The sequence below is a fragment of the Kribbella sp. NPDC051587 genome, from assembly GCF_044453945.1.
In the GTDB taxonomy this organism is placed as follows: domain Bacteria; phylum Actinomycetota; class Actinomycetes; order Propionibacteriales; family Kribbellaceae; genus Kribbella.
The window spans coordinates 231,413-245,880 of sequence record NZ_JBITDE010000010.1; the positions used below are offsets into that span (position 1 = coordinate 231,413).

Annotated in this window: 14 protein-coding genes; 4 read left to right on the forward strand and 10 right to left on the reverse strand. The window is 69.2% G+C overall.

The window, feature by feature from the left end:
- Nucleotides 1-104: 104 nt before the first annotated feature.
- Genes ACIA49_RS30565 through ACIA49_RS30575 form a run of 3 tightly spaced genes read right to left on the reverse strand, consistent with a single transcriptional unit; the run spans nt 105 to nt 3,423 of the window.
- A complete protein-coding gene (locus ACIA49_RS30565; RefSeq protein ID WP_396381120.1) occupies nt 105-1,136 on the reverse strand; it encodes an S-adenosylmethionine:tRNA ribosyltransferase-isomerase in 1,032 nt (343 codons plus the stop codon).
- On the reverse strand, nt 1,133-1,852 hold the full coding sequence (locus ACIA49_RS30570; RefSeq protein ID WP_396381122.1) for an SDR family NAD(P)-dependent oxidoreductase: 720 nt from the start codon (nt 1,850-1,852) through the stop codon (nt 1,133-1,135). The genes ACIA49_RS30565 and ACIA49_RS30570 overlap by 4 nt, the downstream gene beginning before the upstream one ends.
- A gap of 23 nt (nt 1,853-1,875) precedes the next feature.
- Entirely contained in the window at nt 1,876-3,423 is a 1,548-nt protein-coding gene (locus tag ACIA49_RS30575; protein WP_396381124.1) for an FAD-binding oxidoreductase, read from the reverse strand.
- A gap of 114 nt (nt 3,424-3,537) precedes the next feature.
- On the opposite strand from ACIA49_RS30575, the gene ACIA49_RS30580 reads away from it, so the two are divergent.
- The 3 genes from ACIA49_RS30580 to ACIA49_RS30590 are packed head-to-tail and all read left to right on the forward strand — an operon-like array spanning nt 3,538 to nt 6,623.
- A complete protein-coding gene (locus tag ACIA49_RS30580) occupies nt 3,538-4,158 on the forward strand; it encodes a TetR/AcrR family transcriptional regulator (protein WP_396381126.1) in 621 nt (206 codons plus the stop codon).
- On the forward strand, nt 4,155-5,684 hold the full coding sequence (locus ACIA49_RS30585) for a glycerol-3-phosphate dehydrogenase/oxidase (protein ID WP_396381127.1): 1,530 nt from the start codon (nt 4,155-4,157) through the stop codon (nt 5,682-5,684). The genes ACIA49_RS30580 and ACIA49_RS30585 overlap by 4 nt, the downstream gene beginning before the upstream one ends.
- 42 nt (nt 5,685-5,726) lie before the next feature.
- Nucleotides 5,727-6,623, forward strand: coding sequence for a DUF4328 domain-containing protein (locus tag ACIA49_RS30590; protein ID WP_396381129.1), 897 nt, complete (start codon nt 5,727-5,729; stop codon nt 6,621-6,623).
- Here the strand turns inward: ACIA49_RS30590 and ACIA49_RS30595 are convergent.
- Together ACIA49_RS30595 and ACIA49_RS30600 are read right to left on the reverse strand one after the other, a co-directional pair.
- Nucleotides 6,581-7,366, reverse strand: a complete 786-nt coding sequence (locus tag ACIA49_RS30595) for a protein phosphatase 2C domain-containing protein (RefSeq protein ID WP_396381131.1) — start codon at nt 7,364-7,366, stop codon at nt 6,581-6,583. The two genes, ACIA49_RS30590 and ACIA49_RS30595, sit on opposite strands and share 43 nt — an antisense overlap.
- 4 nt (nt 7,367-7,370) lie before the next feature.
- Entirely contained in the window at nt 7,371-8,267 is an 897-nt protein-coding gene (locus tag ACIA49_RS30600; RefSeq protein WP_396381133.1) for an NAD-dependent epimerase/dehydratase family protein, read from the reverse strand.
- A gap of 105 nt (nt 8,268-8,372) precedes the next feature.
- On the opposite strand from ACIA49_RS30600, the gene ACIA49_RS30605 reads away from it, so the two are divergent.
- Nucleotides 8,373-8,972 carry a pentapeptide repeat-containing protein gene (locus ACIA49_RS30605; protein ID WP_396381134.1) on the forward strand — a complete coding sequence of 200 codons (600 nt, stop codon included), beginning with the start codon at nt 8,373-8,375 and terminating at the stop codon, nt 8,970-8,972.
- Nucleotides 8,973-9,063: 91 nt separating this feature from the next.
- Here ACIA49_RS30605 and ACIA49_RS30610 read toward each other — a convergent pair whose 3' ends face one another.
- The 5 genes from ACIA49_RS30610 to ACIA49_RS30630 form a co-directional block, all read right to left on the reverse strand.
- Complete coding sequence (locus ACIA49_RS30610; protein ID WP_396381136.1) at nt 9,064-9,696, reverse strand: VanZ family protein; 633 nt, start codon at nt 9,694-9,696, stop codon at nt 9,064-9,066.
- Between the two features lie 206 nt (nt 9,697-9,902).
- On the reverse strand, nt 9,903-10,460 hold the full coding sequence (locus ACIA49_RS30615; protein ID WP_396381137.1) for a hypothetical protein: 558 nt from the start codon (nt 10,458-10,460) through the stop codon (nt 9,903-9,905).
- The gene (locus tag ACIA49_RS30620) at nt 10,457-11,017 is read right to left on the reverse strand and encodes an RNA polymerase sigma factor (protein WP_396381139.1); all 561 of its coding nucleotides are present in this window, start codon (nt 11,015-11,017) and stop codon (nt 10,457-10,459) included. The genes ACIA49_RS30615 and ACIA49_RS30620 overlap by 4 nt, the downstream gene beginning before the upstream one ends.
- A 62-nt stretch (nt 11,018-11,079) precedes the next feature.
- Nucleotides 11,080-11,694 carry an FMN-binding negative transcriptional regulator gene (locus tag ACIA49_RS30625; RefSeq protein ID WP_396381140.1) on the reverse strand — a complete coding sequence of 205 codons (615 nt, stop codon included), beginning with the start codon at nt 11,692-11,694 and terminating at the stop codon, nt 11,080-11,082.
- 109 nt (nt 11,695-11,803) lie between these two features.
- Nucleotides 11,804-14,398 (reverse strand): tetratricopeptide repeat protein, encoded by a 2,595-nt coding sequence (locus ACIA49_RS30630; protein WP_396381142.1) that lies wholly within the window; start codon nt 14,396-14,398, stop codon nt 11,804-11,806.
- Between the last annotated feature and the right edge of the window lie 70 nt (nt 14,399-14,468).

Below are 14,468 nucleotides of genomic sequence, written 5' to 3' on the forward strand. Positions count from 1 at the left end.
TCCTATAGAGGCATGTCCCGACGGGGGACCCAGGCGGTTAGGACACTTTGATGAGCCCACGAGCTGTGGACAAACGTGCCCGGCCCGGAAATGAGCCGGCCCAGTTACCTGAGGATGAGGCAGCTGTCTCCGAACTCATGCCAGAGGTACCGCTCATGCAGAGCCGCGTCGTAGGCCTGCTGCACGGTGCCACCTCCCGCCACGGCCTCCAGCAGGAGCAGGTGGGAGGCGTCGGGAGCGTGCATGCCGGTGATGAGTCCGTCGACGACGGCAGCGGGGTGGTCGGGACCGAGGACGAGGTCGGTCCAGCCGCGCGCGGCGACGACTGAGCCGTCAGCCGCGACCGCTGACTCGATCGCCCGGACCGCAGTGGTTCCCACTGCCACGATGCGACCGCCGTTGCCCTTCACCCAGTTCACCAGTCGCGCGGTGTGCTCGGGTACGTCGTACCGCTCGGGCAACGGCGGTTCGTGGCTCTCCAGCGAGGAGACGCCGCAGTGCAGCGTGATCGGTGCGATCAGCACCCCCTGAGCGGCTAGCCGGCTCACCAGCTCGAAACTGAACGGCCTCGCCGCACTGGGCATCTCTGCGCTGCCAGGGTCGCGTGCGAAGACAGTCTGGTACGACGCGATCGGCCAGCGCTTGTTGACATAGCTATAGGTGATCGCGCGCCCATGCCGTTGCAGGTAGCCGACCATGTCGGTCACCGGCGGCTTGGCTCGCCACAGTCGGTTGGAGTCCGACTGGTAGGGAGCCAGCAGTGTGAGGATGCCGCGTGGCAACTCCACCTGGTCGCCCGACGTACCGCCCAACATCGGTGCACCGCCGTTGCGCAGCTCGACCACCCAGTTGCCGTCGTCGAGTGCGGTCGAGAAGTGCACGACCACTGGTGCCACACCGGCGCCCGTGATCCAGGTGCCGTCGACTGCGGCCGCCAACGTGCCAGATGTGTTCACCAGCAGGAGATCCCCGGGCCGCAGGTGGTCGCCGATCCGATCGAAGCGGGTGTGCGTGATGGTCGACCCCTCCGCGACCAGCAGCTTCACCTGATCCCGCGCCAGCCCACGCGCCTCCGGTGGTTCGGTGGCGTTCAGTGAGTCAGGTAAGACGAATCTCGTCTGGGGATGCACTGTCACGAGGTCACCGCCGGTGCGAACTCGGCCGCGCGGTAGCGACCACTCGCCGGCCGCTGGTCCAGCAACGCCAGAAACGCCGGTACGACGGTCGCCGGCTCGGGCCGGTCCGAGATGTCCTCACCCGGGAACGCGGCCTGATGCATCGCCGTCCGGAGATCACCGGGGTCAACGGCGTACACGGCCAGTGACTTGTGCTCTTCGCCGAGGACTCGGGATACGTGGTCGAGTGCGGCCTTGGCCGAGCCATAGCCGCCCCAGCCTTCGTAGGCCTCGGCTGCTGCGTCGGAACTGATGTTGACCACCACTCCGGTCGCCGAGGTGAGCTGCGGGAGCAGGGCCTGCGTCAGAGCGAGTGGTGCGACCACGTTGACCTCATAGACGCGACGTAGCTCGTCAAGGTCCGCAGAGCCCAACGGCTGCAGGGGACTGGGCCCGAGGTAGCTCGCGTTGTTGATCAGCAGGTCGAGCCGGCCGAGCTCGGCAACGGCATCAGTCAGGTCAGTGCGGTGCTGAGGATCGGTCACGTCCCCGGCAAGCGGTACGACGTCGGTGCGATCGGCCAGGGCGTCGGCGGCGTCCTTGAGCGCGTCGGCACCACGAGCGTCGATGACCAGCGTCCAGCCCCGATCGGCCAGTCCGTGTGCGAGCGCGAGTCCGAGGCCGGCGGAGGCGCCGGTGATGAGGGCAACAGGACGGTTGGCGGGTTCAGGAGTCATGCCCGCAACTGTCATACCTCAAGTCAACTTGAGGTCAAGAGGATCCCAGGATTGAGCACCCGCGCCGGATCCAGCACGCCCTTGACCGCCTGCAGTACCTCGACCGCCAGCGGGCCGATCTCCGCGGCGTAGGCCTCCCGGTGATCCGTCCCGACCCCGTGGTGGTGGCTGATCGTCCCACCGGCTTCCGCGATCGCAGCGTTCGCGGCGAGTTTTGCCTTGTGCCACTGGTCGATCGGCTCGTCGTTCTGCGCGCAGATGATCGTGAAGTACAGCGAGGCGCCGGTCTCGTACACATGTGACACGTGACAGAGCACGAGCGGCGGAGTGCCTTGGTCGCTGAGCGCCTTCACCAGTGCGTCGGTCACTGCAGCCTTCAGCGCGGGAATGCGCGACCAGAACGCCGCAGTCTCGAGCGTCTCGACCAGTGCACCCTCGTCGAGCAACGGATCCCGCAGGTACGGCGCTTTGTACCGTCCGACCCGCCAAGCCTCGCCGGCCTCCTCACCGAGGTTCTGACCACCAGCTGCGGCCAGGACGTCACCCGTCGCCTGCTTGTACGGACCGTCGAAGCCGATGATCGCCAGTGCGCCGCCCGGACCACCTGGGTTGTTCACCGCGGTCTCAGCCTCGTCCGACAACCGGAGCACGGTCGGCAACGGCCCGTCCTGCGCCAATCGCCGTACGGCGGTCAGTCCTTCGTCGAAGGTGTCGAACCGCCAGCCCTCGAAGTGCCGCTCGGTCGGCCGCGGCCGGACTCGGACCACCACCGAGGTGATGATGCCGAAGGCGCCTTCGGACCCGAGTACGAGCTGGCGCAGGTCCGGCCCGGCAGCCGACATCGGCGCCCGGCCGAGCTCGACCGTCCCGCGCGGTGTCGCCAGCGTCAGCCCGACCACCATCTGGTCGAACCGGCCGTAGCCCGCGGATGACTGCCCGCTGGACCGAGCGGCGGCGTACCCGCCGATGCTTGCGCCCTCGTAGGACTGGGGGAAGTGCCCGAGCGTGTAGCCGTGCTTCGCGAGCAGCGCCTCGGCCGCGGGACCACGCACACCGGCCTGCAGCGTCGCCGTCCGCGAGATGTCGTCGATCTCGAGCAGCTGATCCAGCCGGCCGAGGTCCACGGTGACGAACCGCCGGGATGCGGCGAGCCCGCCGACGACCGACGTACCGCCTGAGTAGGGGACGACGGCCAGGTCATGCTCGGCACACGCGGCGAGCAGCGCCAGCACCTCGTCGTGGTCGGCCGGGAAGACGACAGCGTCGGGCATGTCTGAGGTGTCGCCGGTGCGATGCCGCAGCAGGTCAGGAGTCGAGTACCCACGGGTGTGCTTCCAGCGGGCCGTGAGGTCGGTCGAGACGTGCTCGGTCCCGACGACGCCGGCCAGAACGGCCACCTGGTCGGCCGACAGCCCCGGACGGTCGGTCGGAGCGACCGGGCCGGACTCAGGCCGTCGTACGCCGAGGTGGTGCAGCGCGGCCAGCGCCGGGGCCGGCACCTCGACCGAGACCTCAGGGTCGCCCCAGCGTCCAGGCGTGAGTTGCGCCACCGGCAGGTCGGATTCGGTCATGTGGGCTCCTCATCACTCGCCTGCCGGGGTAGCGTCCTGGGCAGATGAAACCCCTGATTCCACCTGCCCAGGACTGTTCCCGGGCGTCGAGTCGCTGATACACTCTGACGTGTGATGTCTCAGCGTAGCAGCGAATCAGGGTCCGAGACCAGCAGTCGTCCCACGCCCGCCAATGCGATCGGCGAGGAGCGGATCCTGGACGCGGCGTACGAGCTGTTACTGGCGATCGGGATGCGCCGGATGACGATGGCCGACATCGCCCGGCACGCGGAGGTTTCCCGCGCCACGCTGTACCGGCGCTGGCCGAACGTGCAGGCCGTGGTCGCCGCCCTGATGACCCGGGAGTGGACCACCGCGCTGATGTCGGCGTTCTCGCCGGACGCCGCCGACGGCCGGACCCGCCTGGTCGAGGGCGTGGTCGAGGTGGTCGCGCACACCCGGACGCACCCGCTGATGCGGAAGATCATCGAGCTGGATCCCGAGTTCCTCACGCCGTACCTGCTGGAGCGCCGCGGCAGCAGCACGGTGGCGCACCTCGCTCTGGTCGAGGCGGGGATCAAGGCCGGTCAGGAGGACGGCTCGATCCAGGACGGCGACTACGTCTGGCTGGCCCGGCAGATCATCCTGGTGTCGCTCGCCTCGGCGGTGTCCGGTCCGGTGATGGCGTCGAAGGAGGAGTACCCGAAGCTCGACGAGCAGCTCCGCGACATGCTGAACAAGTACCTCACGCCATGATCTCCTCCATCGGCAATGCGAGCCTGAACGCGGCCCGCCGGACCCGCGAGCTCGACTGGCTGGAGACGACCGGCAAGGTAGACGTCCTGGTCATCGGCGGTGGCGTGACCGGCGCCGGAGTCGCGCTGGACGCGGCCGCCCGCGGTCTGACCGTTGCCTTGGTGGAGAAGCACGACCTGGCTTTCGGGACCAGTCGCTGGAGCTCGAAGCTCGTGCACGGAGGTCTGCGCTACCTGGCCTCCGGCCACGTCGGCATCGCCTACGAGAGTGCGGTCGAGCGTGGCATCCTGATGAAGACGACCGCGCCGCACCTCGTGCACCCGGTCCCGCAGCTCGCGCCTTGGTTGCCGCAGGCAAAGACTTCGCAGGCGGCCCTGGTGCGTGGCGCGTTCCTCGGCGGCGACCTCCTGCGCACGTTCGCGCGCACCAGTGACGACTACCTGCCGCACTCGCGCCGAGTCAGCTCGGCCGAGGTGATGCGCTACGCACCGACGCTTAGGCCCGAGGGACTCCGCGGCGGCTTCCTCACCTGGGACGGCCAGCTGTACGACGACGCCCGGCTGGTGATCGCGATCGCGCGGACAGCAGCGCAGTACGGCGCTCGCGTGCTGACCCGGGTCGCGGCCACCGAGGTGACCGGCCAAGGCGCCGTACTGGTCGACCAGCTGACCGGTCACCGGCTGAACGTCGATGCGACGGTGGTGATCAACGCGGCCGGGATCTGGGCCGGCCAGCTCACCGACGGCATCAAGCTCCGGCCGAGCCGAGGCAGCCACCTGGTTTTGCCACAGGCTGCGTTCGGTGGACTGTCGGCGGTGCTGACCGTCCCGGTGCCAGGGGAGCTGCGCCGGGTGGTGATGGCGATCCCCGCGCCGGACGACCGCGTGTACGTCGGCCTGACCGATGAGGACGCGCCTGGTCCGGTGAGCGACGTACCGCGGGCGACCGAGGCCGAGATCGACTTCCTGCTCGACACGATCAACCGTGCGGTGCAGCTACCGCTCACCCGGGCCGACCTGCTCGGCACGTACGCCGGACTGCGGCCGCTGCTCGACACCGGGCACGGCAACAAGACGGCCGACATCTCCCGGCGGCATGCGGTGATCACCGGGCCGGACGGGCTGGTGACGATCGTCGGCGGCAAGCTGACCACCTACCGGCGGATGGCGCAGGACGCACTCGACACCGCGCTCAACGCGTCCACTCTGGACCCGCAGCAACCCTGTCTGACCCATCGGATCCCGCTGGTCGGTGCGGCCGACCGGGTCCGGCTCGCTGCCGTGGCCGCGCCTCCACGATTCGTCCAGCGGTACGGCGTCGAGGCGCCGACCGTCCTCGAGGGCGGTTCGGCGGACCCGATCGCGGCCGGTCTCAGGACGACGTACGCGGAGCTGCTGTTCGCGGTCCGGCACGAGGGCGCGCTCGACGAGGACGACGTCCTCGACCGGCGGACCCGGATCGGGCTGTCCGCGGCCGACCGTGAGCTGGCTCTCCCCGCGGTCCGGGAGGCGTTCGCGGCCGTCTGATCGCTCCCTCCTCGGGTTACCGTTACTGAGGGGAGGATGACGATGACACAGCCGTACCCCTATCCGGGGCCGCCTCGGTACGGGCCGTACCAGATCGTGCCGCCGCGCTACCGGCGGTTGCGGACGCCTGCCATCGTCGCGATCTCGTTGATGGGGCTGACCGCTCTGCTCACCGCGCTCCAGTCGGTCCTGATGTGGCGGTCCTACGACGAGATCAAGAACTTCATCTTCCTGAACCTCACCGAGGAAGAGTTCGACACCAGTGTGCGCACGATCGCCGGCGGCGGCTGGGTGGTCCAGATCCTCGGCTACCTGATGTTCGGGACGTGCATCGCCTATCTGCTCTGGCTCTGGTACGCCCGAGAGAACAGCGACTTCCTGAACTCGACGCTGGCCCCGCGTCCGCCGGCGAACCCGCGGCCACCCGGTAAGGGTCTGCACCGGCACAACGCCGGCTGGTTGATCGGAGCGTGGTTCTGCCCCGTCCTCCAGTTCTGGTATCCGCTGCAGCTCGTCGAGGACGTCGTCGTGGCCAGCGAGCCGCTGGAGCAACCAGGTGCTGCCCGCAGCCAACAGACTCGTGCGCTGCTCTACGCGTGGTGGGCCAGCTGGTGCGGCTACTGGGTGATCGTGATGACCGGTCTGCTGGCAGCACTCGTCGCTACCATCGTCTTCTTCGTCAAGCTGGTGCAGTCGACCGACGACGCGGGTCAGAGTGTCTCGTTCTACGGCCTGCAGGACGTGATGGTGCAGGTCGCGCTCTGGGTCGACATCGGCTTCACGGTGGCGGCACTGCTGATGGTCGTCGCCACGGCGGCCTCAGCCCTGTTGATGCTCCAGGTCGGGCAGTGGCAGCAGCAGCGCGCCACACCGCCGCCCTACGTCCCCGTCCAGGACTACCGACCGCCGTCGTTCCCGTCGTACCGGCCGCTGTCGTAGAGCACGACCGCGGTCGCGTCGTCGTACCGTTTCCAGCGGACTGCGGTGGCGGCCGCGTCGTACCTGCGGACTCGACGGATCAGCGCCGCCGGTCCTTCGGTGGTGAGCACAGTCATCAGGTCGGACCACGTGTGTCCGTACTGCTCGACGTACCGGGAAGCACCATCACTCAGTACGCCGATCGCCGCGACCTCGCCGCGGTCCGTCGTACCGGTGACTGCTTCGTACGCCGCCTCGGGGCTAGTGCTCGCCACCCAGAAGCCGCCGGGGGCGTTGCGGAGTCGGCGGACGCTCTCGACTGTCCGCTCGGGCAGGTGCTCGAGCCGGTCATCGCTGTGGACAGTCACGACACCATCGGGGGTGCGGTAGACGACAGGTGAGTCAGCCAGCACCAGATGCTCGACCCGGTCCGGCCCCACGCGCACCATGGCGACTGTGGACGATGGACTGTCCCGATTGGTGAGGTCACACGTGTCCGCATGCTCTGCACACACTGCAACGATCGCCTCAGCCAGTACGTCGGGCAGTGGCGCGGTCGACGCGGTCAGCAACGGCGGAGCGACATACCGGGCGATTCGACTGACCAACCAGGCCACCGTGTGCCGGCAACCGGAGCTCACGCCGGGGAACGGAGTGGCGCCGTCGAGCACCACTGCGAAGTCAGGACCGGTCAGGACCAGGTCTTCGTTCACTGCGGGCGGACGGCGATCCGGTGCGGGCTGGCAGCTCGAGCGGATCTCCACCCGCTCAGTCTGCCCGGGGTGCGGCCCAACTGTCGGCGAGGGACTGCTCCAGCGCGATCTTCGGCGACCAGCCGAGCCGCTCCCCGATCAGTCCGATGTCGGCCTGCTGCCACGGCGCACCCAGTACGCCGTCCTGCATCGGGTCGTCGACGATCCGGGCCGGCTGGCCGCTCAGCTCGAACAGCTGACCGGCCACGTCGCGAGCCAGCGTCGCCCGGCCGGTCCCGACGTTCAGCACGGCCGGAAGCTTGGCGTCCGTCAGCGCGACCGCGAGGACCGCCTCGGCCACGTCACGCACGTCGATGAAGTCGCGCCAGACATCGAGGGCCCCGACATCGATCTGCTGGCGATCGCGGAGGTCCTCGATCACTCGGCCGGTCACCGTCGTCGCCGGCGCTCCAGGCCCGTGCACGTCGAAGATCCGCAGTACGACGGCGTCGGCGCCGTTGCGTTGAGCCCGGACGGTGAGCTCGGAACCGGCCAGCTTGGTCAGCCCGTACGGTCCGGTCGGCCGGAGCGCGGCTCCCTCGGACTGACTAGCGCCGTGCGGACCACCGCCGTACTCGGCCGCCGAACCGAGTTGCACGAACCGCGCATGCCCGGCGTTGTCGCGGGTCGCGGCCAGCAGCGCCTCGACCGCGGTGACGTTCGCGGCGACCAGACCGGCCGCGTCACCTTCGGTCGCACCGACCGCGTTGATCACCACCGTCGGCTTGTAGAGGCCGATCTGGGTCTCTAGCGCGTACAAATGCATCGTCGCCAGGTCGCAGCGCAGGTGTGGTTCACCCCGATTCCGGCTCAGTCCGCGATACTCGACGCCCCGATCGGCGAGCAGCGCACAGATCCGGGCACCGAGGAAGCCACTGGCGCCGAACACCATCACCCGCTCTGATCCACTCACTCCTCCATCGTGCGGCCCGTAGTTGTCGGTCGGCTGAAGGCATCATCACAACCTGACTCGTAAGCATCACAACTGACTGTCAGACCCGAGTGGCAAGGTGGGGTCATGAGCAGGCGTAGTGGGGTGCCCACCGAATCGACGGTGCGCGAGTGGGACGATCCGGAGCCGTCCGGGGAGACCTATCGGCGAGTGCAGTACATCGACACGGACCTGACCGAGGTGGACAACCGCGGCGGGGTGTTCGAGGAGTGCACGTTCCGCGGGGTGCGGTTCAACGCGTCGACGCACACCGACGCCGCGTTCGTGAACTGCACGTTCGTCCGCTGCTCGCTGTTCGACGCCACGTTCACCGGGTGCAAGCTGGTCGGCAGCTTCTTCGACGACTGCACCTACAACCTGCTGAAGGTCTCCGGCGGCGACTGGTCGTTCACCGGCCTGCCCGGCGCGGACCTGCGCGGCACCGAGTTCCACGGCACCAAGCTGCGCGAGGCGGATCTGACCGGCGTACGGGCGGCCAAGGCGGTCCTGCGGGATGTGGACCTGTCCGGGGCATCGCTCCAGCGGGCCGACTTCACCGGCGCCGATCTGCGCGGCTCGGACCTCTCGACGCTCGACCCGCTGACCGTCGTACTGCGCGATGCGCGGATCGATTTAACCCAGGCGATGGTGGTGGCGACCGCTCTCGGGCTGGATGTGCGCCCCTAGCCTGTGGATAACTTTACGTAGTTGAGGCGTCATCCCCCGGATTACCCACAGGCTGTGGATAACCTTCCGGATAACTTCCTCCCGCGTCAGCTCAGCGGACGCGCACCATCGGGCGGAGACCGTTGGACGATTTCGCGGCGACCGGGGCCGGGCGGAGGTGCCGCGCGAGGGTGCGAGGCCGTACGACGACCATGGCCGCGTGCTCGACGACGTACGGGCTGGGCACCAGGTGACTGCGTCGCGCGATGGACTGTACTCCGACCACCACCCCGACACCGCAGAAGGCACCCGCCGTGTTGGCGATCAAATCATGCAACTGACAGGACCGGCCGAGCTGGGGGATCAGCGCCTGCACCGCCTCGACCGAGGCCGACAGCCCGATCCCGGCGGCGATGCCGTCCCCGGGCCGGCCGCTCGCCAGCGCCAGCAGCCCGGCGGCCGGGATGAACAGCAGCACGTTGAGCAGACCCTGCTCGGACGTCAGCCCGCCGGTCGTCGCCAGGTGCGTGCCGCACTGGCCGACCACCGAGCTGATCCGGTGCGGCGTCGGGCTCAGCGTCGCCGCCAGTACCAGCGCGAACGCCGCCGGCATCCCGAACGCCGCGAGGCGAGGGGCCAGGGCCCCCGGCCGCCGCAGCGACGAGAGTGCGACCGGCAGTGCCATGCCGGTCAGCACGAGCCAGATGTCGAGTAGATGTGGGATGCCGCGATAAGTCTCGAGCACTCGTCGGACCCTCCCGTGGTCGACCGCCTGCCTCGATCTCTTCCTCCCTTCGACGATCTGCCGTCGCGTGCACCAACCACCAGGCTTGTCCGGACATCTGCACGCAGCCGCAAACAACCCGTGACAAACCGAGCACAAACTGTCACGCCATATCGGTGCTCAAGGCAACGATCTTTTGCGATGGGCCAAGGGCACAGCACAGCCGCTCACCGCTGCCGCGGCACGTCCGTCGGAACACACGGCCCGAACGAGCCGGTCTTGGGGGCCGCGAAGATCAGCCGATCCCGCGGGCCGAACCCTTCGCCTTCGATCAACTGCGTCGCCCCGTGGCGGCGATAGTCGGCCGGCCGAAGCACCAGCGTCCCTATCTGCCCGGTCGCGCGATCGTTGAGCCACCCGATCTGGAACCTGAATCCCGATGATTCCCCGGACGGGGTCCGGCGACAGAACTTGCCCTTCGGGACGAAGTCCACCACGGCAGGGATACCGGCCGCCCGCAGTCGCTTCTGCAGTCCTTTGTCGTCCTCGACCCGGTAGATCGTCACCCGCACCGTGCCGTCGGGCTGCGTGACGACGGCGTACGCGGGAGAGGTCGTGTGCTCACCACCGAGCATCGGTACGGCGACCGCCGTACCGGCCGCGAGGGTCAGGCAGGCCGCGATCCCGACCAGGAGCCGCTTCGGGCGCTTGCGGCGGATGTCGGCCGGCCGCTCGGCGACGACCGTGCGGAGCTCGGCCAGCAGCTTGTCTTCGAAAGTGTTCATGGGGTCATCTCCGGGTGAGTCGGTACCAGGTGGAGTGACTGCGACCTGAGCCGGCCGCGCGCGCGATGCAGCCGCACGCGCAACGTCGGGAGGCGGATACCGAGCACCCGCGCCGCGTCCTCCGGCGGGAGCCCGTCCAGCGCGACCAGCTCCAGCGCGGCGCGCTCGCCGTCCGGCAGCTCGCTCATCGCCTGCAGCAACGCCCGCGCCGAAGCCTCGGCGTCGATCCGCTCCTCCAGCCGGATCACGTCGTCCGCGGTCAGTAGCCGCCGGCCCGAGATCCGCTGATTGGCCCGCAGCTCGCGGGCCTGCCGGCGCTTCTCCGCCGAGACGACGTTCCGCGCGATCCCGTAGAGCCAGCCGATCGGCGTACCGAGATTGACCCGGTACCCGCTCGCCGCGTCGATCGCGGCCAGGAACACGTCCGCGGTCAGATCCGCCGCCAGGTACGGGTCGTCCACCCGCCGGGCCACGAACCGCTGGATCCGCTCGATGTGTTCACGGTAGAACGCCTCGAACACTTCGGGATCTCGCCCGATCTCAGCTGTCTCGGTCACGTCCGTCCTTCCGTCGCAGTCGGAAGTACTTGGTCCGAGCGTGGTCCGACGTTACGTCCCGATCAGGTCGGGCGGTGTTCCTCGACCGCCGCGGCCGCCCGCTCGTCCCCGTCCGCCCGCAATCCCGCGATCACCCCGTCGACATCCGCGGCCGACCGGTTCTGCGACAACTTCACCTTCGCCTCGACCCGCGTGATGGCGAGCTCCACGCCCACGATCGCCCGGAGCTGCCCCTTGATGAACTTCTCCGGCGCATCCTCAACCGACCACGGCTCGCTCCGCGGCCCCTCGTGCAGACCGGTCAACCGCCGTACCAGCTCGCCCACCCACTCCGGGTCGTCGTGCACGGTCAGCTCGCCGTACACATGCGCTGTGACGTAGTTCCACGTCGGTACGACGCGCCCGTGCTCCCGCTTGGCGGCGTACCAACTCGGCGTCACGTATGAGTCGACGCCATGCATGATCACCAGCGCCTCACCTCTGACGGGCCGTTGCCACTGCTCGTTGTTCCGCGCCAGATGCCCCTGCAGCACCCTCCGCTCGGCGTCGTACACGAACGGCAGCATCGTCGCCACCAGCCCGCCGTCCGTCATCGTCACCAGATCCGCCGCCCCATGCCGGCTCAGCAACTCCTCGACCACAGCCTCATCAGCAGCAAAATGCGCGGGCACATACATCCGAACTCCACTTCCCTCGGTTCTACCCTCTACCGTGCCCGCCGCAGTTCACCTCGCACAGGTCCAATCCAACCCACCTTCCCCACCCAACCGGCCTACGGTGCTGTCGTCAGGAGCGGTTCAGGCGGGCTAGTTCTGCGGTGGCTCGGGACTGGCCTTGGGGGTCGTGAGTGGTGGTGGCCAAGGCCAGGGCGGCGAGGGCTGACTCCAGGGCGGCTGGCGTGGCCTGGGATCGTTGGATGGCCGCGAGGGTGATCAGGGCATCCGTCTCGATCAGGCGGAGGTTGTACTCGTGAGCCGTGGCATGCGCCGTACGGGCGTGGGTCTCAGCGGTGGGGAGGTTGCCGAGGGCCAGGTGAGTCCGGGCCAGCGCCAGGTGAGCCTCGGTCGTCGGCTCCCGTTCGGTGGAGCCCTCGGCCAGGTCGAGGCTCTGGGTGTGGTCGGTCAGCGCAGCTGGGTAGTCGGAGCGCGCCTCATGGACTGCACCTCGAGCCCGGTGGGCGTTGGCCTGGCTCAGCGGACTGCCGGAGACACCGGCCAAAGTGACGGCGCGGTCGGCCAAGTGGAGTGCCTCGTCGAGCGAGCCGGTTGCCGCCAGTACTTCGGCCAGCAGGGCAGCCGCTGCGGATTCACCGGCGTGGGCACCGATGGTGGCGGAGAGGTCAACGCCTTTGCGAGCGTGCAGAAGAGCTTCGTCCAGGCTTCCCAGGCGGAGCATCAGCTGCCCGAGGTTCGTCGAGTGCCGGGCTTCGGCGACCCGGTCGGCGGTGTCATGGGCCAGCTCGAGCGCCTCGTGCAGATAGTTGCCGCAGGCATCTAGATCGCCCAGGGACCAGGACAGCGTGCCCAGGTTGCCGATGGTGATCCCGATCTCGTCGGAGTCACCGGCCCGGCGGGCGATGGCGAGCGACTCCTCGAAGTACAGGGCGGCTTCGGCCAGCCGGCCGAGGTTGTGGTGGATCAGGCCGAGGTTCGACAAGGCTTCGGACTCGACGACGGGCCAGTTGCCGGTCCGCGCCAGCGACAGTTGCTGATCCAGGTGCTCCGCGGACCGTTCGTAGTCGCCGCGGATGCCGAAGGCCACCGCGAGGCCGCCATGGCAGCTCATCCGCGCCTCGATGTCATCGGCTTCCTCGGCCGCCGCGAGTGCGACCTCGAGGACGCTGACGAGTTCGGAGATGTCCTGGCGCAGCGTGTGATAGCGCCGAAGACGTTCGCCCAGGGTCCAGGCGATCGGAAGCGGACCGGTGGCCGCGGCAGCGCGCAGTACGGCGGCCAGGTTCGACCGCTCGAGGTCCAGCCAGGCCATCGCGGAGGAGTCGGTGAAGGTCGGCGTCTCGGGAGCGCCGGTCAGATCGAAGGTGAACGGGCGCGGGCGGATCGTCCGGATCGCGGCATCGGCCGCGGCCAGGTACCACTGGTACAAGGCGACCCGGGCACCCGCCAGGTCAGCGGCGGACTCCTCCTCCAGAACGCGGCCGGCCGCGAAGGTCCGCAGCAGGTCGTGCAACCGGAACCGATCGTCGCCCAGTTCCTCGACGAGGTGGTTGCCGACCAGGAGCCCGAGGCTGCGGCGGCCCTCCAGTTGCGAGACACCGGCGATCCGGCAGGCGGCGGTGAGGTCGAAGTCCGTCCCGGGATGAAGCCCCAGCCGCCGGAAGAACCGCGCCTCCGGCAGGGGCAAGGCGTCGTACGACGAACTGAAGACCGCGCGCAGTGAGGTCGCCGGGTCGCCGTCCCCGGTGTCCAGTACGTCGAGCCGGTCGGCCGCGTGGGCCAACTCCGCGGCCACCGACGCCAGGGGCCTCCGCGCGGCGAGATCCCCGGCGAGAGCGAGGGCGAGCGGCAGCCCGGAGCAGGCGCGGGCGATCGTGCTGGCCGCGGCTGGATCGGCGGCGACGCGGTCCTCCCCGGCGAACTGTCGCAGCAGCAACAGACCCTCGTCCGGGTCGAGGAGCGAGACCGTGACGCGGATGGCGCCCTCGCGAACCGACAGGCCGCGGAGCTGGTTGCGACTCGTTACGACGGTCATGCAGTTCGCCGAGCCCGGCAGCAGCGGCCGGACCTGGTCCGCGTTCAGCGCGTTGTCGAGGATGATCAGGACCCGGCGCTGATCGAGCGTGCTGCGGAGCAGGGCCGAGCGTGCCTCGACCGTGTCGGGCAGCTGGGTCAGCCCCAGCCCGGCCAGCAGGTATTCGAGCGCTCGACCGGTCTCGACAGGAGCGTCCGGACCATAGCCGCGCAGGTCGAGGTAGAGCTGACCATCAGGAAACTCAGCCCGTACGTCGTGCGCCCAGCGCACCGCCAGCGCCGTTTTTCCCACTCCGGCGACGCCGTCGACGGTGGCGAGCGGCCGGCTCTTCGACAGCTGTGCCAGCAGTGCGGACCGGCCGGTGAAGGTACCGATATCCGGCGGCAGTTGCGCGGGAACGGCGTACAGACCGGTGGTGATCGCGCCCGTCGCGCCGCTCGGGCGGTAGTGCGCGATGAACTGCGCGCGGTCCGTGTCGGCGAGGCCGAGGCTGTTGGCGATCACCCCGAGCGAGTGCTTACGCGGCCGCGCGACCAGGCCGCGCTCGATGTCGGAGATGCTGCGGACGCTCAGGCCCGCCCGCTCGGCCAGCTCCTCCTGCGTCATCCCGGCCGCCACCCGCAGGCGCGCCAGCAGACCGGACTCACCCCGCCTGTCCTGGACCCCCGTCACGATCTCGGATCGTACTCGCGGTGGCGGCCATGGTCGCCTGCTCGCGTTACTGCCGGTGAAACCTCCGGTC